This window comes from Zhengella mangrovi, from assembly GCF_002727065.1.
Classification (GTDB): domain Bacteria; phylum Pseudomonadota; class Alphaproteobacteria; order Rhizobiales; family Rhizobiaceae; genus Zhengella; species Zhengella mangrovi.
This window is the reverse complement of record NZ_PDVP01000009.1, coordinates 95,047-121,577: the sequence shown is the minus strand read 5'-3', so window position 1 is coordinate 121,577 and position 26,531 is coordinate 95,047. Positions and strand designations below refer to the sequence as shown.

The 26,531-nt window shown below is 66.6% G+C and carries 23 protein-coding genes and 1 tRNA gene; 13 read left to right on the top strand and 11 right to left on the bottom strand.

All coding sequences use genetic code 11. The annotated features are described in order from the left end of the window. Positions 1–13: 13 nt before the first annotated feature. Positions 14–4,273 carry a PAS domain-containing sensor histidine kinase gene (locus CSC94_RS24885; RefSeq protein WP_245408371.1) on the bottom strand — a complete coding sequence of 1,420 codons (4,260 nt, stop codon included), beginning with the start codon at positions 4,271–4,273 and terminating at the stop codon, positions 14–16. 241 nt (positions 4,274–4,514) lie between these two features. On the opposite strand from CSC94_RS24885, the gene CSC94_RS15130 reads away from it, so the two are divergent. The 11 genes from CSC94_RS15130 (at position 4,515) to CSC94_RS15080 (ending at position 15,186) form a co-directional block, all read left to right on the top strand. Beyond that, complete coding sequence (locus CSC94_RS15130; protein ID WP_099307189.1) at positions 4,515–4,967, top strand: phasin; 453 nt, start codon at positions 4,515–4,517, stop codon at positions 4,965–4,967. A 201-nt stretch (positions 4,968–5,168) separates the two neighbouring features. After that, positions 5,169–5,245: transfer RNA gene (locus tag CSC94_RS15125), tRNA-His, on the top strand. Between the two features lie 118 nt (positions 5,246–5,363). Next, positions 5,364–6,305 carry a sugar-binding transcriptional regulator gene (locus tag CSC94_RS15120; protein ID WP_099307188.1) on the top strand — a complete coding sequence of 314 codons (942 nt, stop codon included), beginning with the start codon at positions 5,364–5,366 and terminating at the stop codon, positions 6,303–6,305. Between the two features lie 136 nt (positions 6,306–6,441). After that, complete coding sequence (locus CSC94_RS15115) at positions 6,442–7,752, top strand: ABC transporter substrate-binding protein (protein WP_165784447.1); 1,311 nt, start codon at positions 6,442–6,444, stop codon at positions 7,750–7,752. Between the two features lie 144 nt (positions 7,753–7,896). Continuing rightward, on the top strand, positions 7,897–8,769 hold the full coding sequence (locus CSC94_RS15110) for a carbohydrate ABC transporter permease (protein WP_099307187.1): 873 nt from the start codon (positions 7,897–7,899) through the stop codon (positions 8,767–8,769). A gap of 2 nt (positions 8,770–8,771) precedes the next feature. After that, on the top strand, positions 8,772–9,602 hold the full coding sequence (locus tag CSC94_RS15105) for a carbohydrate ABC transporter permease (RefSeq protein ID WP_099307186.1): 831 nt from the start codon (positions 8,772–8,774) through the stop codon (positions 9,600–9,602). Positions 9,603–9,615: 13 nt separating this feature from the next. Then, positions 9,616–10,614: an ABC transporter ATP-binding protein gene (locus CSC94_RS15100; RefSeq protein WP_099307185.1), complete on the top strand. Its 999-nt coding sequence runs from the start codon at positions 9,616–9,618 to the stop codon at positions 10,612–10,614. After that, positions 10,611–11,387 (top strand): L-iditol 2-dehydrogenase, encoded by a 777-nt coding sequence (locus CSC94_RS15095; protein WP_099307184.1) that lies wholly within the window; start codon positions 10,611–10,613, stop codon positions 11,385–11,387. The genes CSC94_RS15100 and CSC94_RS15095 overlap by 4 nt, the downstream gene beginning before the upstream one ends. 1 nt (position 11,388) lies before the next feature. Beyond that, complete coding sequence (locus tag CSC94_RS15090; protein ID WP_099307183.1) at positions 11,389–12,855, top strand: mannitol dehydrogenase family protein; 1,467 nt, start codon at positions 11,389–11,391, stop codon at positions 12,853–12,855. A 52-nt stretch (positions 12,856–12,907) separates the two neighbouring features. Beyond that, a complete protein-coding gene (locus tag CSC94_RS15085; RefSeq protein WP_245408370.1) occupies positions 12,908–13,600 on the top strand; it encodes an HAD family hydrolase in 693 nt (230 codons plus the stop codon). Next, positions 13,597–15,186 carry an FGGY-family carbohydrate kinase gene (locus CSC94_RS15080; RefSeq protein WP_165784453.1) on the top strand — a complete coding sequence of 530 codons (1,590 nt, stop codon included), beginning with the start codon at positions 13,597–13,599 and terminating at the stop codon, positions 15,184–15,186. The genes CSC94_RS15085 and CSC94_RS15080 overlap by 4 nt, the downstream gene beginning before the upstream one ends. Here CSC94_RS15080 and xseA read toward each other — a convergent pair whose 3' ends face one another. Continuing rightward, a complete protein-coding gene (gene xseA / locus CSC94_RS15075) occupies positions 15,187–16,626 on the bottom strand; it encodes an exodeoxyribonuclease VII large subunit (protein WP_099307255.1) in 1,440 nt (479 codons plus the stop codon). Positions 16,627–16,667: 41 nt separating this feature from the next. Continuing rightward, positions 16,668–17,627, bottom strand: a complete 960-nt coding sequence (locus CSC94_RS15070; RefSeq protein ID WP_099307180.1) for a LysR substrate-binding domain-containing protein — start codon at positions 17,625–17,627, stop codon at positions 16,668–16,670. Positions 17,628–17,808: 181 nt separating this feature from the next. On the opposite strand from CSC94_RS15070, the gene CSC94_RS15065 reads away from it, so the two are divergent. Continuing rightward, a complete protein-coding gene (locus tag CSC94_RS15065; RefSeq protein ID WP_099307179.1) occupies positions 17,809–18,102 on the top strand; it encodes a hypothetical protein in 294 nt (97 codons plus the stop codon). Between the two features lie 463 nt (positions 18,103–18,565). On the opposite strand, the gene CSC94_RS15060 is transcribed toward CSC94_RS15065, so the two are convergent. From CSC94_RS15060 to CSC94_RS15040, 5 genes are all read right to left on the bottom strand, one after another. Next, a complete protein-coding gene (locus CSC94_RS15060; protein WP_099307178.1) occupies positions 18,566–19,453 on the bottom strand; it encodes a DUF937 domain-containing protein in 888 nt (295 codons plus the stop codon). 97 nt (positions 19,454–19,550) lie between these two features. After that, on the bottom strand, positions 19,551–20,924 hold the full coding sequence (locus CSC94_RS15055; RefSeq protein ID WP_099307177.1) for a glutamate--cysteine ligase: 1,374 nt from the start codon (positions 20,922–20,924) through the stop codon (positions 19,551–19,553). 131 nt (positions 20,925–21,055) lie between these two features. Next, on the bottom strand, positions 21,056–21,793 hold the full coding sequence (locus CSC94_RS15050; protein WP_099307254.1) for a 16S rRNA (uracil(1498)-N(3))-methyltransferase: 738 nt from the start codon (positions 21,791–21,793) through the stop codon (positions 21,056–21,058). Positions 21,794–21,842: 49 nt separating this feature from the next. Next, complete coding sequence (locus CSC94_RS15045; RefSeq protein WP_099307176.1) at positions 21,843–22,493, bottom strand: hypothetical protein; 651 nt, start codon at positions 22,491–22,493, stop codon at positions 21,843–21,845. A gap of 3 nt (positions 22,494–22,496) precedes the next feature. Next, positions 22,497–23,141: a LysE family translocator gene (locus CSC94_RS15040; RefSeq protein ID WP_099307175.1), complete on the bottom strand. Its 645-nt coding sequence runs from the start codon at positions 23,139–23,141 to the stop codon at positions 22,497–22,499. 308 nt (positions 23,142–23,449) lie between these two features. On the opposite strand from CSC94_RS15040, the gene CSC94_RS24670 reads away from it, so the two are divergent. After that, positions 23,450–23,599 (top strand): hypothetical protein, encoded by a 150-nt coding sequence (locus CSC94_RS24670; RefSeq protein ID WP_099307174.1) that lies wholly within the window; start codon positions 23,450–23,452, stop codon positions 23,597–23,599. 78 nt (positions 23,600–23,677) lie between these two features. Here the strand turns inward: CSC94_RS24670 and CSC94_RS15030 are convergent, their stop codons facing one another. Genes CSC94_RS15030 through CSC94_RS15020 form a run of 3 tightly spaced genes read right to left on the bottom strand, consistent with a single transcriptional unit; the run spans position 23,678 to position 26,528 of the window. Next, the gene (locus CSC94_RS15030) at positions 23,678–24,418 is read right to left on the bottom strand and encodes a metallophosphoesterase family protein (protein WP_342585961.1); all 741 of its coding nucleotides are present in this window, start codon (positions 24,416–24,418) and stop codon (positions 23,678–23,680) included. Next, entirely contained in the window at positions 24,415–25,095 is a 681-nt protein-coding gene (locus tag CSC94_RS15025) for a LutC/YkgG family protein (RefSeq protein WP_099307173.1), read from the bottom strand. Before CSC94_RS15025 ends, CSC94_RS15030 begins: the two co-directional genes overlap by 4 nt. Beyond that, positions 25,092–26,528: a LutB/LldF family L-lactate oxidation iron-sulfur protein gene (locus CSC94_RS15020; protein ID WP_099307172.1), complete on the bottom strand. Its 1,437-nt coding sequence runs from the start codon at positions 26,526–26,528 to the stop codon at positions 25,092–25,094. The genes CSC94_RS15025 and CSC94_RS15020 overlap by 4 nt, the downstream gene beginning before the upstream one ends. Positions 26,529–26,531 lie beyond the last annotated feature (3 nt).

Genomic DNA, 26,531 nt, shown 5'->3' with positions numbered 1-26,531 from the left:
AAATCGGTCGGGTTCAGTCGGCCAGCACCCGCGTTGGCGGGAAGATCACCTCCACGATGGTGCCTTCGCCCGGCGTCGAAGTGATGGCGAAGCGCGCCCGGTTGGCCTCGACCAGCGCCTTGGTGAGCGGCAGGCCGAGCCCGGTGCCGTCGCCGCGCGTACGCCGCATCGTGTTGAGCTGCTTGAACGGCTTCATGGCGTGCTCGATGTCGCTCGCCGTCATGCCGATTCCGGTGTCGCGGACATGCATGACCACCTCGCCGCTGGGCTCGTAGGCGGTCGAGACGATGACCTGGCCGCCCGGCGGGGTGAACTTTACGGCATTCGACAGCAGGTTCAGCGCGATCTGGCGCACCGAGCGCATGTCCGCGACGATATCGGGCAGACCGGAGGCCAGCGACGAGCGGATGATGACCCGCTCGCGGTTCGCCTGCGGCTGCATGATGGCCACCGCTTCGCCGAGCACGTCGTTGAGCGGCACCGCCTCGTGCGACAGTTCCTGGTGCCCTGCCTCGATTTTCGAGATGTCGAGCAGGTCGTTGACCAGGTCGAGGACGTGATTGCCGGACCGGTTGATGTCGCGCAGGTAATCCTTGTAGCGCTCGTTGCCGATCGGGCCGAAGCGTTCGCCCAGCATCAGTTCGGAGAACCCGATGATGGCGTTGAGCGGCGTGCGGATCTCGTGGCTGACACGGGCCAGGAACTGCGTCTTCTGCGACGATGCTTCCTCGGCCTGCCGGCGCGCCTCGGTCAGGTCTTCCTCGACGCGCTTCCAGTTGGTGATGTCGCGCATGACGGCGCAGAAGCCGCCATCCGCCGGCAGCCGGCCGACCGACATGAACAGCGGGATGAAGCGACCGCGCGATTCCCGCCCGATGACTTCCCGCCCGTCGTTGAGCACGCTGGCCACGCCGTTGTCGGCGAGCCCGGAGAGATAGTCCCCGGCCGCGCGCTGGCTTTCCACCGCGAACAGGCGGGTGAAGGCCTGGCCGGCCATGTCGTCGTTCTCGTAGCCGAAAAGCGCCTGAGCGGACCGGTTCATGGCCCGGATGGAACCGTCGTTCTCGATCAGCACGATACCGTCCGTTGCCGTGTCGAGGATCGTGTTGAGCTGGCGCACCGTCGCCTGCAGTTCCGACGTCACGTCCGACGACTGGAAGGCGTTGACCGGCCGCGCCGCCGGTTCGTCCCCGGCAACGGTTGCCTCGGGTCCATGCGTTTCGGCGGGCACCCGGTGGTCCAGGAAGGCCAGCAGGATGGCCTTGCCGCCACGCCAGCCGACACTCTGCATGTGGGTGCGCACATGGGCCGTCTGACCGTTCGCCAGGCGCAGCTCCTGTCCTTCCGGACCGGCGTCGCCGAACAGCGCGTCCAGGCCTCCGGTCGCCTCCACGTCGGCCAGCGAACCATGGCCGCTCAGCGCCAGGAACGCGCTGTTGGCATAGGCCAGCCGGCCGTTGCGGGTCACCAGCAGCGGCACCGGGAGGCGGGCGAGGAACGAGGGCGAGACATCGCCGGCAGCCAAATGGGTCGGCAGCGATGCCTCGTCGACGGTCACCGCTTCGGATGGCGGCACTGCATCATCCGCATCGCCGGTCGGCGCTTCGGTCTCGTCTTCTGCCTGATCGACCGGCTCGGCGTTCTCCCCGGCTGCGCTCGCCGCGCTGCCGTTTGGCGCATCATCCATGGTATCGAAGGGCAGGCTATCCGTGTCCGTGCCCGGGACAGGCTTTGTTCCGGCCAGCGCGGCCGGGGCTTCCATTTCGGGACTTTGCTCCCGAACCGTCGTCTCCGGCATGGCGTCCGCTTGCGGCGAAGGGTCGGCTGCCATGTCCCGTTCGTCTGCCGCCACGTCGTCGCTATCGGGTGACGCGACCGCAGCGGGTTCGACAATGGCTGGCCTGGCGAGACCATAGGCATTGACAGCAGGGAACACCGGCAGCACGGCTTCGGCGGCTTCGGCGGCTTCGGCGGCTTCGGCGGCTTCGGCGGCTTCGGCGGCTTCGGCGGCTTCGGCGGCTTCGGCGGCTTCGGCGGCTTCGGCGGCTTCGGCGGCTTCGGTGATTGCCGCGATTTCTGCCGGACGGTCTTGCGCCGGCGCGGTCCCTGCGGCCGTGATCGCCAGCGCGTCGTCGTTTGCGCCGCTGTGGCGCGCGCCGGCATTGGCCGATCCGCCCGCCATGTACATTGCCCCGGCAACCCCGGCGCCTGCGAACGCGCCGCTGAACGACCGGCGCGGCCGTTGTGGCGCAGCCGTTTCCGGCGCTCTGGCCTCGGGCTCCGACGTGGCCGGCGACGGCGCCTCCGGTTCGGACGTCAAGGGTTCCGCGGTCCCGGTCTCCGCTGCATTGGCCTGCCTGGCAACAGTTTCGGCATCCGGAGCCGCAACCGTCTCTGCCTGCGATGCGGTCGGCGGCGTCTCGCCCGTTTCAGCAGCGGCGGCACCACTCTCCTTCGGCGCAGCCGTGTCGTCTGGCGCCTTCGGCGTCTCGCCCTCCGCCGCTGGCGCCGAATCCTTCAGGCGCTGGCCGATTGCCTCGAAGGCGACCTTTTCGGCGGGCGAAAGCTGCTTGCCGGCCGGCCTGTCGCGATGCTCCGCCAGACGGATGATCTTGTCGTTGAGGCGCTGGTTCAGCGAGGTATCGACGGCCAGCACCGGCTTTTCGCCGTGGAACGGGTCATGCGCCATTTCCGGCAGGTCGTCGTCCCGTTCGGATGCCGGCTGCGTGTCGTCGGCGGGCACGGCCTGTGTGTCGTCCGCCTCGGCAGCGGGTTCCCCGGGCTCCGGCCTTGCGTCCGGCGCATGGTCCGCCAGGAGCGGTTCCACGACGCCGGCCAGGACCAGCCCGATTGCCTCCGGATCGTCGACGGCCTCCGCCGGCCGGATGACGCCGAAGCCGCGGAAACCTTCGAAGCTGCGGTCGCGGCGGTAGATCGGCAGCGCTGCCAGGTCCACCGGCGCGCGCTTGGCAGTGCCCTCCAGCGGCCAGAAGACACAACGACCCGACCAGGTATCGCGGCGCGACAGCAGGCCGGCGATATCGCCCTGCGGATCGAGGCCGAACACTGTCGCCACATCCTCGAAGCTGCGGCCCAAGACATCAGCCGCGTTCGGACCGACGATGCCGGCAAATTCTTCCGAAAGCGCGGTGAAACGGCCCTCGGCATCGGTTTTCCAGACAAAGCGCGCTGGCCGCGCTTCGGGCCCGGTGTCGGCGACGAAACCCGAAGGCTGCGCCATCTCGTTCCCGGGCTCCGTCGCCTCCAGGGATGCAGCAACAGGCGCATCGGCCGGCTGCTCGGCTGCTTCTGCGGCCTGGTCGGCGGGTGTCTGCTCCGCTTCCGGCTGGTCGGCTTCCACGTTGCTGGTGGACGGGACTGCCGCGGGCGATGCGTCAGGGGCCGCCGTGCTGCCGGTCTCTTCGCGCGAAGCGTTGAAAGCCAATCCGACAACGTCGGCAATGCTGCGAGGCGTGGCGGGGCTCTCCGCTTCACCAGGCGCCGATTCCGCGGCAGGCGCGGCAGGGCCTGTTTCCGGCTCGTCCGGCTCAGTGGCAACAGGCGTCCCGCCATCTTCGGCCAGGGGGAACAGCGTGTCCTCGGCCGGTTCCGCTGCCGTCTGGGCGGGTTCGACGGCGAGCAGCAGGTGGCGCAAGGGAGCGTCGCTGAGGCGGGCAAACCCGGCTGGCAACGGCCCTTTCCGGCTGTCGATCATGCGCTTCACCAGCCGGTCTTCGTCCTGCGCAACGGCGTGAACGAGCTCGACGAGGGTCTGCGGCCGCACGCCGAGGCGGTCGAAACCGGCAGAGCTTTCCAGGATCTCGCCGGCTTCGCCGATCAGGGCGGCGTGATGCTCCTGGCTTGAGAAGCCCGCAACCACCCGCGGGCCGTTCTGCGCACCGCGCGCGCTGGCCGGGATGGCGAGCAGGATGGCCGTTTCGCCGCCCGGCAGGCGAATGCTGGATGCGCTGAAAGCAATGGTCTGCGAAGCGAGCCCCGCGCCCATGCGGACCAGGACCGGCATGTCGCCGGCGAGCGCCGGGAAACCGCGCAGGCCCTTGATCTGCCGTCGTGCGACAACCGGGAGGCCGCTGTCCTGCCCGATGGCGTCTTCCAGGTCCTGGAAGCCGAATAGCATTGCCCCGTGCCCGTTTGCCCACAGCACCCGGTCGAGGTCGGCAGACAGCACGACGAGGGCATCACCGGCGGCCAGGCGTTCGCGGATGGCGTCGTTCACGGCAATGTCGAGGAAGGGATAAACGCCCGTTTCCATGTCTCCGGCCCTGCTTTACAGTCTCCCCGCCGACCCGGGAGCTTTACCCTTTCTTAATAATCCCTGCCGCCCGCACCGTCCACACGCCAACCCGTTCGCGACCGGCGGAAACTCGGCAAGTGGTTAATCGGCCGAGATTTTTGTGCAGCGCAAAATAAATGTTGCAATGCACAAAAAGAGTGCTATATTACGACCCATGAACAAGCCGGCGAGAGCCGGTCAACATTATGAGGATCATGATATGACCAAGGCTACCAAAACCGCTGAAACCATCGAATTCCCCGCCTTCGACGCTGCCAAGGCTACCGACCAGATGCGCAGCTTCGCCGAGAAGGGCGTCGAGCAGACCCAGGAAGCATACGCCAAGATGAAGGCGAATGCCGAGGAAGCCCAGAAGATGGTTGAAGATTCCGTCGAGACCGTCCGTGGCGCCGTCAAGGATGTCTCCATGAAGACGATCGCTGCCATGCGCGCCAATGCCGAAGCCGGCTTTGCCCACATGGAAGCGCTGATGGGCGTCAAGTCGCTCTCCGATTTCGTCGAGCTGCAGTCGGCCTACGTCCGCAAGCAGACCGAAATGGCGACCGAGCAGGCCAAGGACATGCAGTCCGTCACGACCAAGGCTGTCGAGGACGTGTCCAAGCCGGCCAAGACCGCCTTCGAAAAGGCCGTCAAGGAATTCAAGGTCGCCTGAATGCAGGCAGCATGACCCACGGCACTCCTCCTCCCGGCCGCGGGGCATGCCAGGCTCCGGTCGTCCTCCCGGTCGGAGCAGCAGTCGAAGAGGCCGGGTACTTGCCCGGCCTTTTTCGTTGCCGGGGTTCCATCCTCCCGGATTTGTGCTTGAAACCCGCCGCAAATATGCGTATGGACGCTTCGCCGGCGATCGGCACGTGCGGTTGTAGCTCAGTTGGTTAGAGCGTTGGATTGTGGCTCCAAAGGTCGGTGGTTCGAATCCACCCAACCGTACCATCCCCTTTCCCCAATCATGGTCGGGACACTGCTGCGGCACTGATGCGCCATCGCGGCCATTTGGAACATTCGAAAAACCGACTATACCTTTTCGTCATGCGGGGAGCGGGATGACTCGATGACGACCAACCGGAAACTTGATGACGCCGCGCGGGCCGCCTGGCTCTACTATGTCGCCGGCAACACCCAGGACCAGATCGCCACCAAGCTCGGCGTCTCGCGCCAGTCCGCCCAGCGGCTGGTCTCGCTGGCCGTGGCCGAGGGCCTGGTCAAGGTGCGCATCGATCATCCGATCGCGAACTGCCTCGATCTCGCGCGACAGCTCGTCGCCCGGTTCGGCCTCACGTACTGCGATGTTGCTCCCACCGACCCCGAGGCCACGTCCTCCACGATCGGCATCGCCGAACTCGGCGCCGCCGAGATGGAGCGCTGGCTGCGCAGGAGCGAGCCCATCGTGATCGCCATCGGCACCGGGCGGTCGCTTCGCGCCGCTGTGGAACAGCTGCCGCGTATCGACTGCCCGCAGCACAAGGTGGTTTCGCTCACCGGCAACATCTCGCCGGACGGATCGGCCGCCTTCTACAACGTCATCTTCTCCATGACCGACCGCATCACGGCCCGCGCCTTTCCGATGCCGCTGCCGGTCATCGCGTCCTCGGCCGAGGAACGCGACATGCTTCGTGCCCAGCCGATGATCCGCCGGACCGTCGAGATGGCGTCGCGGGCCGACGTCGCCTTCGTCGGCATCGGCGAACTGGACGACGATGCCCCGCTGGTCATGGACGGCTTCCTCACGCCCGGCGATGTCGCACGCTTGCGCGAGGCCGGTGCGGTCGGCGAGATCTTCGGCTGGGCCTTCGATGCCGAAGGCAAGCTTGCCGGAAGCATCAACGAGCGCGTCGCCAGTTCCCCGATTCCCGATGTCGGGCGGACGTCGGTTATCGCCATTGCCAAGGGGCCGCGCAAGCTGCCCGGCATCGCAGCCGCGATCCGCGGCCATCTGGTCAACGGTTTGATCACCGACGAAGCCACGGCCCAAGCCCTTCTGAATCAAGAATAAACCTGCCGCGCAGCTCCGCTTTCGGCCGGGTTGTTGTGCGATGCAGCACGGATTCCGGGTTGACTCTTCGTGTCCGATGATGAGTAATTGCTCATGAGCTTAGCATATGCTCAATAGCATCCTCGGGAGGATATTCATGAAACTGAAAGCCATGCTGCTCGCAGCAAGCTCCGTCTTCGCGCTCGCCCTGAATGCCCAGGCCGAGACGATTACCGTCGCCACCGTGAACAACGGCGACATGATTCGCATGCAGGGCCTGATGGACGACTTCAAGGCCAAGCACCCGGACATCGACGTCGAGTGGGTAACGCTGGAGGAAAACGAACTCCGCCAGCGCGTCACCACCGATATCGCCACCAAGGGTGGCCAGTTCGACGTGCTGACCATCGGCACCTACGAAGTGCCGATCTGGGGAAGCAAGGGCTGGCTGGTGTCGCTCAACGACCTTCCGGCCGAGTATGATGCCGACGATCTCCTGCCCGCCATCCGCGAAGGCCTGACCGTTGACGGCAACCTCTACGCCTCGCCTTTCTACGGCGAGAGCTCCATGATCATGTACCGCACCGACCTGATGGAAAAGGCGGGACTGACCATGCCGGATGCGCCGGACTGGAGCTTCATCAAGGAAGCCGCGGCGAAGATGACCGACAAGGACAACGAGGTCTACGGCATCTGCCTGCGCGGCAAGGCCGGCTGGGGCGAGAACGCCGCCTTCCTGACCGCCATGTCGAATTCCTTCGGCGCCCGCTGGTTCGACATGGACTGGAGGCCGCAGTTCGACCAGCAGCCCTGGAAGGACACGCTGAACTACTACCTCGACCTGATGAACAACTATGGTCCGCCCGGAGCCTCCAACAACGGCTTCAACGAGAACCTGGCGCTGTTCCAGCAGGGCAAGTGCGGCATGTGGATCGACGCCACGGTCGCGGCATCATTCGTCACCAATCCGAAGGATTCCAAGGTGGCCGACAAGGTCGGTTTCGCGCTTGCCCCGAACCGGGAAGGCATCGAAAAGCGCGCCAACTGGCTGTGGGCCTGGTCGCTGGCCATTCCCGCCGGCACCAAGAAGGCGGATGCCGCCAAGACCTTCATCGACTGGGCGACCAACAAGGACTACCTGGCGCTGGTCGCCTCCAAGGAAGGCTGGGCCAACGTGCCGCCCGGTACCCGCAAGTCGCTCTACGCGAACCCGGAATACGCCAAGGTGCCCTTCGCCAAGATGACCCTGGAATCGATGAACCTGGCGGATCCGAAGCACCCGACGGTCGATCCGGTCCCCTATGTCGGCGTCCAGTTCGTCGCCATCCCGGAGTTCCAGGGCATTGCCACGGCGATCGGCCAGCAGTTCTCGGCGGCACTCGCCGGCAGCACCTCGGCTGACGACGCGCTCGCGGCCGCCCAGCAGATCGCCACGCGCGAGATGAAACGGGCCGGTTACGGCAAGTAAGCCCGGCATCGGGCGATCCCGGCCTCCGCGGATCGACCCGTCCCTGTGGCCCGCCTCCTGTAGCGAGCGGGCGGGCCACGCCTTTTTCCGGCATACTGTGACGATTGGTCGACCGCCCTTGCGTGGCGGGAGGGGAGGAGTGTCATGGCAACCCTGCATACGCGTTCGATGGCCCGGCTGATGATTTCCCCGGCCGTGCTCTCTCTCCTGGTCTGGATGATCATTCCGCTGGCCATGACGCTCTGGTTCTCGTTCCAGCAGTACAACCTGCTCTACCCGGAACGCACCGGCTTTGCCGGCTGGGACAACTTCAACTACTTCGTCACCGATTTCCGGTTCTGGCCTGCCATCGCCAACACGTTGATCCTGGTGCTCGGTGTCCTGGCCATCACCACGATCGGCGGCATCCTCCTGGCCTTGCTGCTCGACCAGCCCTTCTTCGGCCAGGGCGTTGTCCGCCTGCTCGTGCTTGCCCCGTTCTTCGTGATGCCCACGGTCTCGGCGCTCGTCTGGAAGAACATGTTCATGAATCCGGTGAACGGGCTCTTCGGCCATATCGCCAAGGCCTTCGGCTTCCAGGGCTATGACTTCCTCGGCCAGGCACCGCTGTTTTCCATCATCATCATGGTCGCCTGGCAATGGCTGCCCTTCGCCACGCTCATCCTGCTGACCGCGCTCCAGTCGCTCGACAGCGAGCAGATCGAGGCCGCGGAGATGGATGGCGCATCGGCGTTCGAGCGCTTCCGCTACATCGTCCTGCCGCACCTGACCCGCGCGCTGACCGTCGTGGTGCTGATCCAGACCATCTTCCTCCTGTCGGTCTATGCGGAGATCCTCGTGACGACCAACGGCGGTCCCGGCACGGCCTCGCTCAACCTGCCGTTCCTGGTCTACCTGAATTCCATCATCGACAACGATGTCGGTGTTGGCGCCGCCGGTGGCGTCATCGCCATCATCCTCGCCAACATCGTCGCCATCTTCCTGATGCGCGCGATCGGCAAGAACCTGGATGCTTGATCATGGCCCGTTCGATCTCCACGTCCCGCGCCACCGTCACCGGCGTCGTCGCCTGGACTGTCGGCTTCCTCGTCTTTTTCCCGATCCTGTGGATCGTGATCCTCTCCTTCAAGGCGGAAGGTGACGCCATCGGCACGCCCTGGCACATCCTCACTTCGCCCTGGATCACCGAGGCCTACGTCACGGTTCAGGAGCGCTCGGATTACTTCAAGCACTTCATGAACTCCGTCGTCATCTCGGTCGGCTCCACGCTGCTGGGCCTGCTCATCGCCATCCCGGCCGCCTGGGCCATGGCGTTCGCGCCCGGCAAGCGCACCAAGGACGTGCTGATGTGGATGCTGTCGACCAAGATGATGCCGGCGGCCGGCGTTCTGGTGCCGATCTACCTCATCTTCCGCGACTTCGGCCTGCTCGACACACGCACCGGTCTCGTCGCCGTCATCATGCTGGTCAATCTGCCCATCATCGTCTGGATGCTCTACACCTATTTCCGCGAGATCCCCGGCGAGATCCTCGAGGCCGCCCGCATGGACGGCGCCAGCCTGCGCGAGGAGATCGTCTACATTCTCACGCCCATGGCCATCCCCGGCATCGCGTCCACGCTGCTGCTCAACATCATCCTGGCCTGGAACGAGGCCTTCTGGACCCTGCGCCTGACGGCGGCCAAGGCAGCACCGCTCACCGCCTTCATCGCCTCCTATTCCTCGCCGGAGGGCCTTTTCTACGCCAAGCTCTCCGCGGCCTCGACCATGGCCATCGCGCCCATCCTGGTCATGGGCTGGTTCAGTCAGAAACAGCTCGTGCGCGGGCTCACCTTCGGCGCCGTCAAGTAAGGACACCGCACCCATGGGAAAGATCACGCTCAACAAGGTCAACAAGACCTTCGGCTCCACCGAGGTCATCCCCGGCATCGACCTGGAGATCGAGGACGGTGAATTCGTCGTCTTCGTCGGTCCCTCCGGCTGCGGCAAGTCCACGCTGCTGCGCCTGATTGCAGGCCTCGAGGATGTCACCTCCGGGACCATCGTCATCGACGGAACCGATGTCACCGATGCGGCGCCCGCCCGCCGCGGGCTCGCCATGGTGTTCCAGTCCTATGCCCTCTATCCGCACATGACCGTGCGCCAGAACATCGCCTTCCCGCTGAAGATGGCCAAGGCGGAAAAATCCGTCATCGACGCCAAGGTGAACGAGGCGGCCCGCGTCCTGAACCTGACCGACTACATGGAGCGCCGCCCGGGCCAGCTGTCCGGCGGCCAGCGCCAGCGCGTCGCCATCGGCCGGGCCATCGTGCGCGAGCCCGAGGCCTTCCTGTTCGACGAGCCGCTGTCCAACCTGGATGCCGCGCTGCGCGGCACCATGCGGTTGGAAATCTCCGAGCTTCACAACCAGCTTGGAACGACGATGATCTATGTCACCCACGACCAGATCGAGGCCATGACCATGGCCGACAAGATCGTCGTTCTCAACCGCGGCAACATCGAGCAGGTCGGCACGCCGCTGGAGCTCTACCGCACCCCGCGCAACCTCTTCGTGGCCGGCTTCATCGGCTCGCCGCGGATGAATTTCCTGACCGGCGAGGAAGCGCGCAGACGCGACGCGGCCACCGTTGGCATCCGCCCTGAACACATCGACCTGTCGACCACCGAGGGCGCCTGGAAGGGCCGGGTCACGGTGTCCGAGCACCTTGGGTCCGACACCATGCTGCATGCCGAAGTCGATGGCCTGGGCACGATCACGGTGCGCGCCGATGGCGAGGTCGGGGCTCATCATGGCGACACGGTCTGGCTGACACCCCAGACTGACAAGATCCATCGCTTCGACGACAAGGGGCTGGCGCTGTGAGCGGACGGCTCAAGGGCAAGGCGGCGCTGATCACCGGTGCCGCGCGGGGCATCGGCCTCGCTTTCGCGAAGGCCTATGTCGCGGAAGGCGCCCGCGTTGCCATCGCCGACATCGACATCGGCCGCGCCCGGCAGGCCGCCGCCGGCATCGGCGACGCCGCCATCGCCGTCGAAATGGACGTGACCCGGCAGGACAGCATCGATGCCGCCGTGGCGCAGACCGTGGACGGGCTCGGCCGCATCGACATCCTCGTCAACAACGCCGCCCTGTTCACCGCCGCGCCCATCGTCGAGATCACGCGCGCCGACTACGACCGCGTGTTCGCGATCAATGTGGCCGGCGTTCTCTTCACGATGCAGGCGGTGGCCCGCCACATGATCGCGCGCGGCGGTGGCGGCAAGATCATCAACATGGCCTCCCAGGCCGGGCGGCGCGGCGAACCTCTGGTCGCCGTCTATTGCGCCACCAAGGCCGCGGTCATCTCGCTCACCCAGTCGGCGGGCCTCAACCTGATCGGCCATGGCATCAACGTGAATGCGATCGCCCCGGGGGTCGTCGACGGCGAACACTGGGACGGCGTCGATGCCTTCTTCGCCAGGTACGAGAACAAGGCGCCGGGCCAGAAGAAGAAGGAAGTGGGAGAGGCCGTGCCCTATGGCCGCATGGGGCGCGCCGAGGACCTGACAGGCATGGCGGTGTTCCTCGCCTCGCCGGAATCCGATTACATCGTCTCCCAGTGCTACAACGTCGACGGCGGACAGTGGATGAGCTGACATGAAACTCTGCAACGCAAATCTCGCCAGGCTTCCGGCCGGTATCCGGGTGCCGTCCTATGACCGGTCGAAACTGACGCCCGGCATCCTGCACATCGGGCTCGGCAATTTTCACCGCGCCCACCAGTCCTGGTACCTGCATCGCCTCTTCGACCAGGGCCTCAATACCGACTGGGCCATCGTCGGCGCCGGCGTGCGGCCCTACGACGAGGAGATGCGGCTCAAGATGAAGGCGCAGGACTACCTCACCACGCTGATCGAGCTGGATCCCTCCGGCACGTCGGCCGAGGTGGTCGGCTCGATGATCGACTACGTGCCCGTGGAAGACGGCAATGGACCGCTGATCGAGCGCATGGCCGATCCGGCGATCCGCATCGTCGCGCTCACCGTCACCGAGGGCGGCTATTACATCGACCCCGCCACCAAGGGGTTCGACACGTCCCATCCCGACATCGTCCACGACGCGCAGAACCCCGACCGCCCGCGCACGGCATTCGGCGCCATCGTTGCCGCGCTGCGCCTGCGCCGGGATCGCGGCGTCGGCCCCTTCACCGGCCAGTGCTGCGACAACCTGCAGAACAACGGCGCCATCCTGCGCCAGACGGTGGTGTCGCTGGCCCGCCTCTCCGATCCCGACCTGGCCGCCTGGATCGATGCGAACTGCACCTTCCCCAATTCCATGGTCGACTGCATCGTGCCGGCGACCGGGCCGAAGGAACGCGCGCTGGCCGACGGATTCGGGATCGAGGATGCCGTGCCGGTGACCCACGAGAATTTCCGCCAATGGGTCATCGAGGACAATTTCTGTGCCGGCCGGCCGGACTGGGACAAGGCGGGTGCCACGTTCTCCGACCATGTCCACGATTTCGAGATCATGAAGATCCGCATCCTCAACGGCGGCCACCAGGTTATTGCCGATGTCGGCGAGATCCTCGGGATCGAGACCATTTCCGGCTGTATGGAGGATGCCCGGGTCCGCGCCCTGTTTCGCAAGGTCGAGCAGGAGGAAATCATGCCGCACGTCAAGCCCGTGCCCGGCATGACGCCGGCCGGATATGTCGACCTGATCGACCGGCGCTTCTCCAACCCGTCGATCGTCGATACCACCCGCCGGGTCGCCTTCGACGGCTCCAGCCGCCAGCCCGGCTTCGTGCTGCCATCCGTCATCGACGGGCTGAAGGCCGGTACGCCGGTGGAGGGCCTGGCGCTCGTCTCCGCGGCCTGGGCGCGCTACTGCCTCGGCACCCGGGAGGATGGCTCGACCGTGGAGCCGAACGACCCGTTCTGGGCCGACCTGACGGCCCGCGCGGCCGCGGCGAAGGACGATCCCGGCGCCTGGCTGGCCATGCGCAACACCTATGGCAGCCTTGCCGATGAGCCGCGCTTCGCCGATGCGTTCAAGCGCTGGCTGGCGCAGATCCACGCCGAGGGCATGGCCGCCGCCCTTGACCGCTATCTGTCGGGCTGACAAACACGGCGCCGGGATCGCGCTCGGCGCGAGGACAGGGAAGGGAAACGGCGTGGCCCACCGGAACGATGGCCTGGTGATTTTCGATTGCGACGGCGTGCTGGTCGACAGCGAGCCGATCTCCATTTCGGTCCTGACGGAAATCATCGCCGAGGCCGGTGGCCGCATCGACCTCGAGGAAGCCTACCGGCGCTTTCTCGGACGCTCGGTCAAGACCATCGTTTCCGACCTGGCCAACGAGAACGGCCTTGCGGTCACCGATCTTCACCTCGAAGCCATGCGCGACCGCCTGTACGCCCGCTTCCGCGACGAGTTGAAACCCATTCCGGGCATCGCCGAGACCCTGGGCCGCCTTGACAGGCCGTTCTGCGTTGCCTCGTCCAGCCAGCCCGAACGGATTCGCCTCTCGCTCGCAGTCACCGGACTGCTCGAGCGGTTCGAGCCTAACGTTTTCAGTTCCACCATGGTCGAGCGCGGCAAGCCCGCCCCGGACCTCTTTCTCCATGCTGCCCGGGCGATGGAGAAACAGCCCGGCCGCTGCATCGTGGTGGAGGACAGCCCGGCCGGCATCACGGCCGCCAAGCGTGCCGGAATGCAGGTGGTGGCCTTCGTCGGAGGCTCCCACGTCGAACCGGCAGGGCTTGCATCTGCCGTCGCGGCGCTGCACCCTGACGCGATCTGCGGCAGCATGACCGAACTGCCGTCGATTCTGGAAGGGCTGGACGGGAGGAATAGGGCGTCCTGATGAGTGAATATGTCTGTGCCGTCGATGTCGGGACAGGCAGTGCGCGGGCGGGAATTGTCTCCACGGCCGGAGCACTGCTGGGTCGTGCCAGCCACCCGATTACCCTGGTCCGCCCGGCCGCCGGCATGGCCGAGCATGATTCCGGGGATATCTGGAACGCGGTCTGCATCAGCGTGCGCGACGCCGTGGCGCAATCCGGAGTCGATGCCGCCGCCATCCGTGCCATCGGCTTCGACGCCACCTGTTCGCTGGTCATTCGCGATGCCGAAGGGCGGCCGGTCGCGGTCTCGCCCGATGGCCCGGACAATCGCGACACCATCTGCTGGATGGATCACCGGGGCAGGGCCGAGGCCGCCGAATGCACGGACAGCGGCCATCGCGTACTGGATTTCATCGGCGGCGTCATGTCGCCGGAAATGGAAACGCCCAAGCTCATGTGGCTCAAGCGCAGGCATCCCACCGGCTGGTCGCGCATGGCCATGGCCTTCGACTTGGCCGACTTCCTGACCTGGAAGGCCACGGGCTCCAATGCCCGCTCCCAGTGCACCCTGACCGCCAAGTGGACCTATCTTGCCCACGATGGCGGCTGGCAGCCGGATTTCTTTGCCGGGCTCGGTCTCGATGATGTTTTCGAACGCACCGGCGCCGACGCCCCGGTCATCGAGCCGGGCAGCGCGGTCGGCCGGCTCAGCGAAGAAGCCGCGCGGGACCTTGGCCTGACGACAGGCTGCACCGTGGCTGCCGGTCTGATCGACGCTTTCGCCGGTGCACTGGGCGCTGTCGGCGGACAGGCTGGCGAGGCCATCGACCGGCACCTGGCGCTGATCGCCGGGACGTCGAGCTGCGTCATGGGCCTGGCACCGGACCAGCGGCCCGCTGCCGGTGTCTGGGGTCCCTATTATGGTGCGGCCATGCCGGGCTACTGGCTGTCGGAGGGCGGCCAGTCGGCCACCGGCGCGCTGCTCGACCACGTGATCACGCAGTTCGGCGGCGGACTGACCGCGAACGCGGCGACCCACGAGCGCATCGGCGCGCGCCTCGCCGACCTGCTGGCAGCCGAGGGGCCGGACCTGGCCGGCGACCTGCACGTGCTGCCGGATTTCCATGGCAACCGCACGCCCTACGCCGACCCGGCGCCGGCCGGCGTGATTTCAGGTCTGTCGCTGGACGACAGTTTCGACGGCCTGTGCCGGCTCTACTGGCGGACCTGCGTGGCGATCGCCCTCGGCGTGCGCGAGATTCTCGATCACATGAACGGTCACGGCTACCGCATCGATACGCTGCACCTGACCGGCGGCCATGCCCGCAGCCCCATCCTGACCGCGCTCTATGCCGATGCAACGGGCTGCAGGCTGTCTATTCCGCAGGGAAACGATGCCGTCCTGCTGGGGTCCGCCATGAATGCTGCCGGCGCGGCCGGACTCTACGGCAGCCTCGCCGATGCCTGCCGCGCCATGATGGGGACCCCGACGACCATCGAGCCCGACCCGGCCCGCAGCCAGGCCTACGACCGGGATTATACCATATTCAGGCGGATGCGCGATCACAGGCGCGAATTGCTGGCGCTGAGATCCGCCCCGGCCTGATCAGAACAACTCGCCCTGCGTTTTCGGCTTCGCCGTCCTGGGCGGCGTCTTCTTTGAAGGCGCCGGTGGAGGAGCCGCGTCCCCCGCAGGGCCAAGCGCTCCGGCGCGGATCTGTCCGTCGAAGAACTCGATCGTCATCGCGTCGCCCGGGCGAATGCCGGCGGCGCGGCCGAGCGGCTGGCCGCTGTCGTTGCGGACAAGGGCGAAGCCGCGCTCCAGCGTGCCCTGGTAGGAAAATGATTTCAGAAGCCGGCCGGCCTGTTCGAGGCGCTCGGCCTTGCGAGCCAACACCTGGCCGGCCAGGCGCGGCAGTGCGGTCTCCAGCCGGCTCAGGTCGCGCCGCGCCTGCAGGACGCGCGCCTCCAGCGCCTGGGGGCGCAGCCGTGCCGAGACCCGCTCGAACCCGGCCTTCTTCCGCTCCACGTGGACACGCAGCATCCGCCCGAGGTTGATCGCGGCCTCGTCGAACCGCCTTCGCGGCATGGCCAGCAACTGGTCGGCCTGGGGCAGGGCGCGTGCGGCCGCGCGCACGGCTTCGCGCTTGCGGTCCATGGCGCGGCGCATGGCGCCGGCGTGCCGCGCCGCCAGGTTGGCGAGCGAGGCTTCCAGGTCGGTCTTCACCGGCACGGCCATTTCGGCTGCTCCGGTCGGCGTTGGCGCGCGAACGTCAGCGGCGAGATCGATCAGCGTCCAGTCGGTCTCGTGGCCGACGGCCGAGATGAGCGGGATTTGCGACGCCGCCGCGGCGCGCACCACCACCTCGTCGTTGAAGCCCCAGAGGTCTTCAAGGCTGCCGCCGCCCCGTGCGACGATGATCAGATCCGGCCGTGGCACCGCGCCGCCCGGTTCCGCCGCGTTGAAGCCGGCGATGGCCCGCGCCACTTCCGGCCCGCAGGTCTCGCCCTGCACGCGGACCGGCCAGACCACGACATGCACCGGGAACCGGTCGGTGATGCGATGGATGATATCGCGGATCACTGCGCCGGTGGGCGAGGTGACGACCCCGATGACGCGCGGCAGCGACGGCAGCAGCTGCTTGCGCCCGGCATCGAACAGGCCTTCGGCCGCAAGCTTGCGCTTGCGTTCCTCCAGCAGCGCCATCAGGGCGCCGGCGCCCGCCGGTTCCAGGCTTTCGATCACGACCTGGTATTTCGACGACCCCGGGTAGGTGGTCAGCTTGCCGGTGGCAATGACCTCCATCCCCTCTTCGGGCTTGAAGCGCAGCTTCTGGAAGACGCCCCGCCAGATCACCGCCTCGATCCGCGCCCGGTCGTCCTTCAGCGCGAAATAGGCATGGCCGGAAGAGTGCGGGCCGCGATAGCCGGAAATCTCGCCGCGGATGCGGACATTGCCGAAGGCGTCTTCGACGACCCGTTTCAGGGCACCGGAAATCTCCGAGACGGTGAACTCGGTCGCGTTGGATCGTGATTCGTCTGCCATGGCCGCATTGGGCTTGCGCAGGTCAGCGGAGTCAAGCTGGCTCACCAGCCGGCCAGGATGTGCCCGGGCCGGAGGCGGGACGTCCGGGCCGTCCCGTTGGAGCCCGGAAGTTCTGCGGAGGCCATGGCCAGCGCGCCGGGAACCGACAGGTTGTCAAGGCTTTCGGCGATATGCTTCGCCAGCGCATCGACCAGGGCAGGGTGGCGGGTGCGCCCGCGCATCACCGCGATGCCCGTTTCGCCGAGCGACAGGAAGCCGTCCGCCTCGCCGAGAACCCGCATGCCAGGCCGCAGCGCGCATTCCGGCAGCAGCGATACGGCCTGGCCGGACAGCACCGCCGCCGCGATGACGGTGGCCGACCAGCTGTTGAAGATGATGCGGTGATCGCGGCCCATGGCGTCCAGCGCTTCCACTGCCCGGCGCCGCCAGGTGCAGGACGGCCGACCGACGGCCAGCGGCAGGACCGGCTCTTCATGGGTCGCATGGGCCGCCGAGGTCACCCAGAGCAGCGGCTCACGCCGCACGATTTCCATCGATCCGTCGGGATCGGTCTGGGAAATGAGCGCGATGTCCAGGTGGCCGCGCTTGATGTGCTCGATCAGCCCGTAGGTCGGTTCGCAGAGCACGGTGAGTTCCACCTTCGGGTTGGTGCGGGTGAACCGTCCGACGATCTCGGGGAGGAACCGCTCGGCATAATCATCCGGCACGCCGATCTGCAGGTGCCCGGCGAGCTGGTTGTCGTCGAAGGCCGCCAGCGTCTCGTTGTTGAGCCGGACGAGGCGGCGCGCAAAGGCGGTCAGCCGTTCGCCATCCTCGGTCAGCCGGTTCATGCGCCCGTCCTTCTCGAACAGCGACTTGCCGACCCGGTCTTCCAGCTTGCGCATCTGCATCGACACGGCGGATTGCGTGCGGTGCACGATCTGTGCCGCTTCGGTGAAGGAGCCGGTCTCGGCAATGGCAAGGAAGGTACGGATCTGGTCCAGGTCGAGCGCAGCGGGCATGGCACGTTCCATCAATGAAGTTGAAAGATGACATTAGAAACATTCGTTCGACTTATCAATTCCCGTGGCGCATTGTGCATTCATTCCGGAAGGCCAGTGACCTGCCGGCTGCCCCCGGGCCTTGGACCGGGGCAGCGGAAGCCTTGCGCCTTGGTTCCGGTCGTCAAAAGGAGATGATGAAATGACCACGTTGCATGAATCCGCAGTTGCCCCCGTTCGCTTCGCCGCTGTCTCGCGCGCCGTTGCGCGCGCTGCGGCCACCGTGGCAACCGTGGTCCGGAACTGGAAACACCGCGCGCGCCTCGTCGACCTCTACCGGCTCAGCGACTCCGAACTGGCGGACATGGGCATTACCCGCGGTGACCTGTTTGATGCCGGCGGTAGCCGCTGGAGCGAGGACCCGACGCGCCGCCTTTCGGTTTTGCGCAACGAGCGCCTGCTGTCAGCCGAGATGGCCGCGCGGCATATCCACTAGGCAATTCCAGTGAAAGCGGGCACCGGTTTCCGCGTCGGGACTTGCGCAAGGAACTCGATCCCACGGCAATTCCGCTGTTTCACCGAAAGGCGGAATTGCCCCGATCATTGAGATCGCTGACCCGCGGGCGCTGCGTGCACCCCATGACCGCAGGCCGGATCCCCTCCGGCAGTCCCGCGAACCTGACCCGGCCGTTCCCCCGCGGCCGGGTCTCTTTCCACGCATTTTGCAGTCAGGTGCTCGCACCTGGCGCAGCACAAATGCGACGCGGAATATCTCGTTTTGCAGTCAGGTGCTCGCACCTGGCGCAGCACAAATGCGACGCGGAATATCTCGTTTTGCAGGCAGGTGCTCGCACCTGGCGCAGCACAAATGCGACGCGGGATATCTCGTTTTGCAGTCAGGTGCTCGCACCTGGCGCAGCACAAATGCGGCCGGAAATGAAACCCCGGCCGCCGGGCCGTCAGCGCGAACGGTCCATTCCCTTCAGGAACTGGTCGAAAATGTTCTCGACGTTCCGCTGGTAGTCGTCGCGTGCGCGCCGCCCGCTTTCGAACATTTCGCCGAAGATGTTGTCGTAGGGGTTGGCCGTCCCGCCCGTCGCCCGTTCCTTGCCGGCAGTGTCGCCCGGCTGTTCGGGTGCCGCCGGGCTTCCGCCCTGCGCACTGCGCAGAAAATCCTCGAAGATGCGGCCAAGCGGATTGTTGGCCATCGGGTTTTGCGGCTGCTGCTGTGGCTGGGCACCGCCTCCGAACATGCCTTCGAGCATCTTGCCGAAGGGATTGTCGAACGGGTTCTGCGGCTCGGCACGCGGCGTGCGCTGTTGCTGCTGCCCGCCGGTCCACATCTCCGTTCCCTGCCGCATCATCTGCTCGATGATGTCGCCGATCGGGTTGCCGGCCGCACCGAAGCTGCCAGCCTGGGAGGCCTGGCCGGTGGATTGCTTGTAGAGCCCGCCCATCACCAGGTTGGCCAGCACGGGCATCATCTGCTTGTAGATTTCCTGGGCAATGCCCGTCGCTGCTTCTGCCTGCCGCGCGATGGCACGGCTCACGTCGGGCGATCCGAACAGGTGGCCGAGGATGCCGTTGCCGTTCTGGATGCCCTGCGGCTGGAAAGCCGCCTGCATGTTCTCCCAGTAGCGGGCATGCTGGCCGGTCGCCAGCGCGTTGAGGAAGTTGGCAACGCCGAAGGGATCCTGCGCATTGCGCTTGAGCCCTTCCGAGAAGGCCGGCATGAGGGCTTCCATCGCCCGGGTGGTCTGCTCCTGCGACAGCTGGAATTGCCGCGCCATCTGCCGCACGGCCTCGCCGTTCTGCATGTTCATCATCATGTCGAGCAACGGCGCCATGGCAAATCCTCCGGCATAGGGTCACATGCCACAAGGCTAGCCGTTTTGCTTCGACACGACAAACGCGAAGATGGCCTGACCGGCGGGCAAGGCCCGATCAATAGGCATATTCCGTGAACAGCGGCTCGACGGAGTGATCCCAACGGGTGTGCCAGGCTGCCAGCATCTCCTGCGCGTCGGTCGTGCCGCGGGCCACGATTTCCTCGAGCGGCGCGAGGAAATGGGCCTCGTCGAAGCCGTCGACGTTGAGGCATTTCCGGTTCTGCAGGCCGAGCCGGGAGATTTCCAGCACGTCGCGCGCCACCGTGTGCAGGGTCCGCCCGCCGATCTCGCTGTCGAGGCCGAGACGCGGCGCGGCATCGCGCAGCATCTGCGTTTCCTCCACCGTCCACGGCTTGACCAGGGCTTCGGCGGCGCCGAGCGCCTCGTCGTCGTAGAGCAGGCCGACCCAGAAGGCGGGCAGCGCGCAGATGCGCCGCCACGGCCCGCCGTCGGCGCCGCGCATTTCCAGGAAACGCTTGAGCCGCACGTCAGGGAACAGGGTGGAGAGATGGTTCGTCCAGTCGCCCATTGTCGGTTCCGGGTTGGGGACCTCGCCCTTCAGCGCGCCGTCCATGAACTGGCGGAACGTCACGTGGGTGGCATCGCGGTAGCGCCCCTCGCGGATGACGAAATACATCGGCACGTCGAGCGCCCATTCGGCATAGTCGGCAAAGCCGAAGTCGTCGGAGAAGACGAAGGGCAGCAGTCCTGCGCGCTGGTTGTCCACGTCGCGCCAGATGTCGCCGCGCCAGCTCTGCAGGCCGTTGGGCTCGCCTTCCGTGAAGGGCGACGAGGCGAACAGCACCGTGGCCAGCGACTGGAGCTTCATCGACACCTGCATCTTGCGCCGCATGTCGGCTTCGCTGTCGAAGTCCAGGTTCACCTGGATGGTGCAGGTGCGGTACATCATGTCCAGGCCCTGGCTGCCGACCTTGGGCATGAAGGCGGTCATGATGTCGTAGCGCGATTTCGGCATGCGCGGGGTGTCGGCCAGCGTCCATTTCGGGCTCGCGCCCATGCCGAGGAACCGGATGCCGAGCGGCTCGGCGATCTCGCGGACCTGCGCCAGGTGCGCATTGCCCTCACGGCACGTCTGGTGGATCGTCGCCAGAGGCGCGCCGGACAGTTCGAACTGCCCGCCGGGCTCCAGGCTGATCGCCCCCTGGCCTGTCGGTTCGACCAGGCCGATGATGTGGCCGGCGTCGATGATCGGTTCCCAGCCGAGCTTCTCGCGCATGCCTTCCAGCAGGGCGCGGATGCCCTTGTCGCCGCCATACGGCACGGGCCGGTTGCCGTCGATGTAGAAGGGAAACTTCTCGTGCTCGGTGCCGATTCGCCACTGGTCGCGGGGCTTGCAGCCCGCTTCCATCCAGCCCACCATGTCATCGAAGCCGCCAAGCGGCCGGTCGTCGGTTGTATCCCGCGCCATGAAACGCAATCCTTCACTCGTGCCGCACGGTCGCGGGCGCGCCGCGTCTTGGCGCGGCATCAATGGACGAGAACTGCCGCACCGATCAAGCGAAAAGTCCTGAACGTGGCGTCAACAGGAATTGATGTGGCTCATCTCCAGTCGCCGCGGGCGGCCTGCAACACGGCCAGCGCGGCCACGGCCGCCGTGTCGGCGCGCAGGATGCGGGGGCCCAGCGGGATGGCGGTCACGAAATCAAGCGCGTGAAGCTGGCGCCGCTCGTCCTCGGAAAAGCCGCCCTCCGGTCCGATCAGCAGGCCCAGCCTGGTTTCGTCGATCGCGGCGAGAATGGGCAGCGGGTTGTCGCTGTCTGCGCCCTCGTCGCAGAACACGAGCCGCCGGCCCGCCTCCCACGTCGCCAGCAGGCGGTCGAGCTTCACCGGTTCGCGCACGTTGGGAATGGCCAGGATGCCGCATTGTTCCGCCGCTTCCATGGCGTTGGCGCGCATGCGGTCCAGCCCAAGCTTGTGGACCTGCGTATGCTGGGTCAGCACCGGTTGCAGCACGCCCGCACCCATCTCGACGGCCTTCTGCACCATGTAGTCCAGGCGGCCGGCCTTCAGCGGCGCGAAACAGTAGACGAGGTCGGCGGCATCGGGCTGCGGCCGGGTCTGGACGGCAATCGTGATGGCAGCCTTCTTCTTGCCCGCGCGGGTGACATGCGCCAGCCACTCGCCTTCGCGACCGTTGAAGACCAGCAGTTCGGCGCCGTCGTCAAGCCGCAGCACGTTCAGAAGGTAGTTCGATTGCTGCGAATCGGCCTCGATCACGATGCCGCCAGCCATGGCGGAGTCGAGGAAGAGGCGGGGAAGCTTGTAATTGGCGCGCATGGCAGAAGGGATGGCCGAGGCCGTCAGAGAGGTCAAGGGGCGGGACGTTTCATGCCGCCGGATCCCCGCGCCAGACCGGCTGGTATCCGTTTCTGAGGGCGGATACCGTCGCGCGCGGCGTGATCAGCGTCACCGGTGCGCGCATCAGGTCCGAGAGTGCGGCCGGCGAGCCGTAACCGTCCGGCCGCCAGGCCAGTGCGCGGCGTTCCCGCAGGGCATAGGCTGTTCCGCCGGCCTCGACCATGGTGCCGTCCGGCAGTCCGGGCAGGTCGATGGGGGAGAGGCGTTGCGGCTCGCCGGCCATCGAAAGCCGCCGTTCCCCGTGCAGGATGGCGTCCATCTCGGGCGCCGGCATTATCTCCTGGCCGCTTCCCTGCGCAAAGGCGGCCTGGAAGGCCTCCGCATCCGCGCGGCGGCAGAAAAAGCAGGGCCGGTGGCCGGCGGCCAGCGCGGTCACCTCGTCGGCGAAGAACAACTCGGTCCAGCCAGCCGCGCCCTCCGGGCCGTTGCGCCCCCAGACGTCCCGCCGCCGGCCCTTGTAGTCGAGGCTGCAGCAGATCCAGGCCTTGGTGGTCCAGCGATTGCCGAGCAGCGTCTTCGTATCCGGATCGTGGATGATCCCGCGGTTGCCGGTGAAAAGCCCGCGCGCCGCATCCGCGAACAGCACGCCGAAAGGGTCGACCCGGTTTTGCAGCGCCATGGATCAGACCGCCCGGCGAACCATCAGCGAGGCAAGCCCGGCCGAGATCAGGAAGCCCGCCCCCGTCCGCGTCGCGGCCCGGAGCACCCGCGGGCGGCGGATGACCTGCCGTGCCGTGCCGGCGAGCGCGGCGTAGGCGGCCGCGTTGACGATACCGAGCGCGGTGAAGACGATCACGAACACCAGGGCCTGGGAGGCGAAGTCGTGCGCCGGCGTGATGAACTGCGGCACGAAGGCGAGAAAGAAGACGATGCCCTTCGGGTTGAACAGGGTGACGAGGAAGGCGTCGCGGAACACCGGCCAGCGGGCCGTTGCGCCCCCCGGTTCTGCCGGTCCGACGAGGACGGGTGACACCGGCGACCGCCACATCTTGATGCCGATCCAGACCAGGTAGGCCGCGCCGATCCACTTGACGATGGTGAACGCCGTGGCCGAGGCGGCCAGGATGGTGCCGACGCCGACGAGAGAAAGGCTGGCGGCGATGAAATCGCCCAGTGCCACCCCGGCGACGCTGGCCAGGGCGACGCGGCGCCCGTGGGCCAGTGCCTGCGCCACCACCATGATGATGGTCGGCCCGGGAATGATGAGCAGGGCCATGGAGGCCGCGCAAAAGGCGGCAAGGACCGGGAGATCGACGGGAAGGGACATGGCGGTGCTCCGGTGCGCGTTTCGAAGTCGAAAGCTAGGCCCGCCGGCCCCGGGCCTGTCAATGCGGTTTCTGGCCGCCGCACTTGGTTAGAAAAAGGTGAAAAGTTGCCGCGATGCAACACGGCGCGCCTTCTGTGTGGAGTCCGTCACAGACAACTGGTAATCGGTCGGTTAATGACATAAGCCAGCCGCGTCGGGGCAGGGAGCGCCTGCCGAAAGAATTTGGAACAAATCTTTAGACCATCGTGTTGTTGTGGCAACCGAATGGTAACCTTGTTTGGCGTACGTATTACGGAAAGCAAATCGAGATGAATCCCGTGAAAGCAACACTTCTTTCCGTCTTTATGCTGACCGCAGTCGCCATGTGGGGCATTGGGTTTTACGCCAGCGATGCCGCGGCCGGACGCATGAACGTCCATGCACACGACGGCTACGGGATCGTCGCGCTCAAGAACTGAACCTCCTGAATTTCGCTGGGCTTTCGACGCGCCATGACACGGCGGCGAAGTCGCTTGCCATTGTCGGCTATGCGCCGATCAGGTCTGCAGGAACCGTATTCCCCGGCCATCGATGGCAACCGCCGTCAGGCGCCCCGTCTTGAAGGCGCCGGTGTCGATGTTGATCCTGTTCGCGCGGCGTTCGGGGTCTTCCCGCGGCGTGTGGCCATGGACGATCACCTTCGGGTGCAGGCCGGTCCAGTCCAGGAATTCGTCGCGAATCCAGATCAGGTCCTGGCGGTCCTGGGCATCCAGCGCGGTACCGGGCCGGATTCCGGCGTGGCAGAAGAAGAAATCTCCGAAGGAAACCGAGAGCGGCAGGTCGAGCAGGAAGCGCGTATGCGCCTCGGGTATGGCGGCCTGGAGCCGGCGCGCGGTCTCGCGTGCCGCCGCGTTGTCGGCGAAGTCGGCCGTCACCCCGTAAGAGGCCGCGGTCGCCGCGCCGCCGTGGCGGGTGAACAGCGTGTTGTGGCGCGGGTCCGACAGGAACCACGGCAGACCGAGATCGTGATTGCCGGCCAGCGCGACAATCCGCCGGTCGGATCCGGTCAGGTCGATCAGGAAATCCAGCACGCCACGGGAATTGGGCCCGCGATCGATGTAATCGCCGAGGTGGATGATGCGCCAGTCCGCTGGCCGGTCATGCTCGATCTCCGCCCGGATCCGGCGATACAGGCCTGAAAGCAGGTCGAGCCGGCCATGAACATCGCCGATCGCATAGAGCCGCATGCCCGGCGGCGCCGCGGCATCGCCTAGCGCCAGTCCGACCGAATCGGTCACTTGGCCTTGCCGACGACGAGAATGTGCAGCGCCTTCGGGCCATGAGCGCCCAGGATGATCTTCTGTTCCACGTCGCCGGACCGCGACGGACCGGTGACCAGGTTGACCGCCCGCGGCATGCCCTTGCGCCTGGACGCCTTGCGCAGCCGGGCAAAGGCATCTTCCAGCGTTCCCTCGACATCGGCGGCATCGACCACCACGATGTGGTGCTCCGGCAGGAAGTTGATCGTCGTCGGATTGTCCGGCCCCGAGGTCAGCATCAGCGTTCCCGTTTCGGCGATGCCGCAAAGGCCGTGACTGACACCCGCCAGGTCGTCGCCGTCGGAAGGGCCGGTCTTGACCTCCAGCGCCTTCTGCTTGTCCCAAGGCATGGCCTTCAGCCGCTTGTCGCCGCCGATCCGGATGGAGGCCGGCAGGTTGCGCGAGCGCAGGTAGGTCGCCACGGCCTTCGGCACGTCATCGCCCGACTTCACGCTCTGCACGGTCGCCTGCACGCCTTCGGCCTTCGCGATGAACAGCTTGACCCGTTCGGCCGGTTCGAGCTGGCCGCGCTGCGGGATGACCCCGTGGGGATGCTTGGCCAGCCGGTCCGCGACGGCTTTCGCCCGGTCGCCGCGGCCGCTGCCGGCCGTGGCCTGGGCGCGGATCCGCTTGAGAATGGCGTCGCGCGCGCTCATGGCCGTGCCTCCTGCTTCAGCGCTTCGCGCTGCGCCCATTGCTGCATGAAGGTCCGCGATTCCGGTGCCGGCAATTCCCGGTGCTTCGTCCAGCCGCCGGCGAGCGGCAGCCAGGAAAAGCGCCGCTTCGCGCCGCCGAAGGCCGACAGGATCGGGATCGCCATCGACGTGGCGAAACGGTAGAGCCGCGGCCGCTTGGCGAAGAACGCCCAGCCCTTCAGGCCATAGCGCTGCGTCGCCGGGTTCAGCCCGCGTTCGAACTCCCGCTCCCGCCAGTGCCGCATCATCTTGGGCAGCGGGATGCGCATCGGGCAGACAGCCTCGCAGCGGCCGCAGAAGGTCGAGGCATTGGGCAGGTGGCCGGACTTGTCGACGCCCACCAGCGACGGCGTCAGCACCGCGCCCATCGGCCCGGGATAGACCCAGCCGTACGCATGGCCGCCGACCGTGTGATAGACGGGGCAGTGGTTCATGCAGGCGCCACAGCGAATGCAGCGCAGCATCTCCTGGAATTCCGTGCCGAGCATGGACGAGCGCCCGTTGTCGAGCAGAACGACGTGGTACTCGTCCGGCCCGTCGGGGTCCTTCTCGCGCCGCGGCCCGGTCGACAGCGTGGTGTAGACGCTCATCTCCTGGCCTGTCGCCGAGCGCGCCAGTACGCGCAGGATCTGCGACACGTCCTCCAGCGTCGGCACCACCTTCTCGATGGAGGCCATGACGATGTGGACCTTGCCCAGCGTCTGGGTCAGGTCGCCGTTGCCCTCGTTGGTCACGATGATCGAGGACCCGGTTTCGGCCACCAGGAAATTGGCGCCCGTGATGCCGACATCGGCCTCGAAATAGCGCGAGCGCAGCACGCGCCGGGCCTCGCCCAGCAGGTCCTCCGGCTCCGACAGGTCGCGGGACGGCGGCAGGTGGGTGTGAACGCGGCGGAAATCCTCTTCCACCTGGTCCTTGTTGACATGCACGGCCGGCGCGATGATGTGGCTCGGATGTTCCCCGCGCAACTGGATGATGTATTCGCCGAGATCCGTTTCGACCGGCTCGATTCCCGAATACTCCAGGAATTCGTTGAGGCCGATCTCCTCGGTGATCATCGACTTGCCCTTGGTCACCGTGCGCGCGCCGGCCCGCCGGCAGATGTCGAGCACGATGCCGCGCGCATCCGCTGCCGTCTGCGCCCAGTGCACCTTGCCGCCGGCTTCGGCCACTGCATTTTCATAAGCTTCCAGGTAGAGGTCGAGATGCGCGAGCGTGTGGTTCTTGATGTCGCGCGCCCGGTCACGCAATTCCTCGAATTCCGGCAGTCCGGCCGCGGCCTGGGCGCGCTTCTCGATGAAGCCGGAGCGCACGTTGCCGAGCGCGCGCTGCAACTGGCGGTCATCCAGCGCCGCGCGGGCGTTCTTCTTGAAGGTCGGAGAGGTGATCTGCATGGG

What these genes read in the sequence shown, in the direction of transcription:
- CSC94_RS15050 (WP_099307254.1), bottom strand. Translation starts at nt 21,793, where the DNA reads ATGCGCGCCAATTACAAGCTTCCCCGCCTCTTCCTCGACTCCGCCATG.
- CSC94_RS15060 (WP_099307178.1), bottom strand. Translation starts at nt 19,453, where the DNA reads ATGGCGCCGTTGCTCGACATGATGATGAACATGCAGAACGGCGAGGCC.
- CSC94_RS15120 (WP_099307188.1), top strand. Translation starts at nt 5,364, where the DNA reads ATGACGACCAACCGGAAACTTGATGACGCCGCGCGGGCCGCCTGGCTC.
- CSC94_RS15090 (WP_099307183.1), top strand. Translation starts at nt 11,389, where the DNA reads ATGAAACTCTGCAACGCAAATCTCGCCAGGCTTCCGGCCGGTATCCGG.
- CSC94_RS15105 (WP_099307186.1), top strand. Translation starts at nt 8,772, where the DNA reads ATGGCCCGTTCGATCTCCACGTCCCGCGCCACCGTCACCGGCGTCGTC.
- CSC94_RS15115 (WP_165784447.1), top strand. Translation starts at nt 6,442, where the DNA reads ATGAAACTGAAAGCCATGCTGCTCGCAGCAAGCTCCGTCTTCGCGCTC.
- CSC94_RS15130 (WP_099307189.1), top strand. Translation starts at nt 4,515, where the DNA reads ATGACCAAGGCTACCAAAACCGCTGAAACCATCGAATTCCCCGCCTTC.
- CSC94_RS15045 (WP_099307176.1), bottom strand. Translation starts at nt 22,493, where the DNA reads ATGGCGCTGCAAAACCGGGTCGACCCTTTCGGCGTGCTGTTCGCGGAT.
- CSC94_RS15025 (WP_099307173.1), bottom strand. Translation starts at nt 25,095, where the DNA reads ATGAGCGCGCGCGACGCCATTCTCAAGCGGATCCGCGCCCAGGCCACG.
- CSC94_RS15040 (WP_099307175.1), bottom strand. Translation starts at nt 23,141, where the DNA reads ATGTCCCTTCCCGTCGATCTCCCGGTCCTTGCCGCCTTTTGCGCGGCC.
- CSC94_RS15055 (WP_099307177.1), bottom strand. Translation starts at nt 20,924, where the DNA reads ATGGCGCGGGATACAACCGACGACCGGCCGCTTGGCGGCTTCGATGAC.
- CSC94_RS15070 (WP_099307180.1), bottom strand. Translation starts at nt 17,627, where the DNA reads ATGCCCGCTGCGCTCGACCTGGACCAGATCCGTACCTTCCTTGCCATT.
- CSC94_RS24885 (WP_245408371.1), bottom strand. Translation starts at nt 4,273, where the DNA reads ATGGAAACGGGCGTTTATCCCTTCCTCGACATTGCCGTGAACGACGCC.
- CSC94_RS15100 (WP_099307185.1), top strand. Translation starts at nt 9,616, where the DNA reads ATGGGAAAGATCACGCTCAACAAGGTCAACAAGACCTTCGGCTCCACC.
- CSC94_RS15020 (WP_099307172.1), bottom strand. Translation starts at nt 26,528, where the DNA reads ATGCAGATCACCTCTCCGACCTTCAAGAAGAACGCCCGCGCGGCGCTG.
- CSC94_RS15110 (WP_099307187.1), top strand. Translation starts at nt 7,897, where the DNA reads ATGGCAACCCTGCATACGCGTTCGATGGCCCGGCTGATGATTTCCCCG.
- xseA (WP_099307255.1), bottom strand. Translation starts at nt 16,626, where the DNA reads ATGGCAGACGAATCACGATCCAACGCGACCGAGTTCACCGTCTCGGAG.
- CSC94_RS24670 (WP_099307174.1), top strand. Translation starts at nt 23,450, where the DNA reads ATGAATCCCGTGAAAGCAACACTTCTTTCCGTCTTTATGCTGACCGCA.
- CSC94_RS15065 (WP_099307179.1), top strand. Translation starts at nt 17,809, where the DNA reads ATGACCACGTTGCATGAATCCGCAGTTGCCCCCGTTCGCTTCGCCGCT.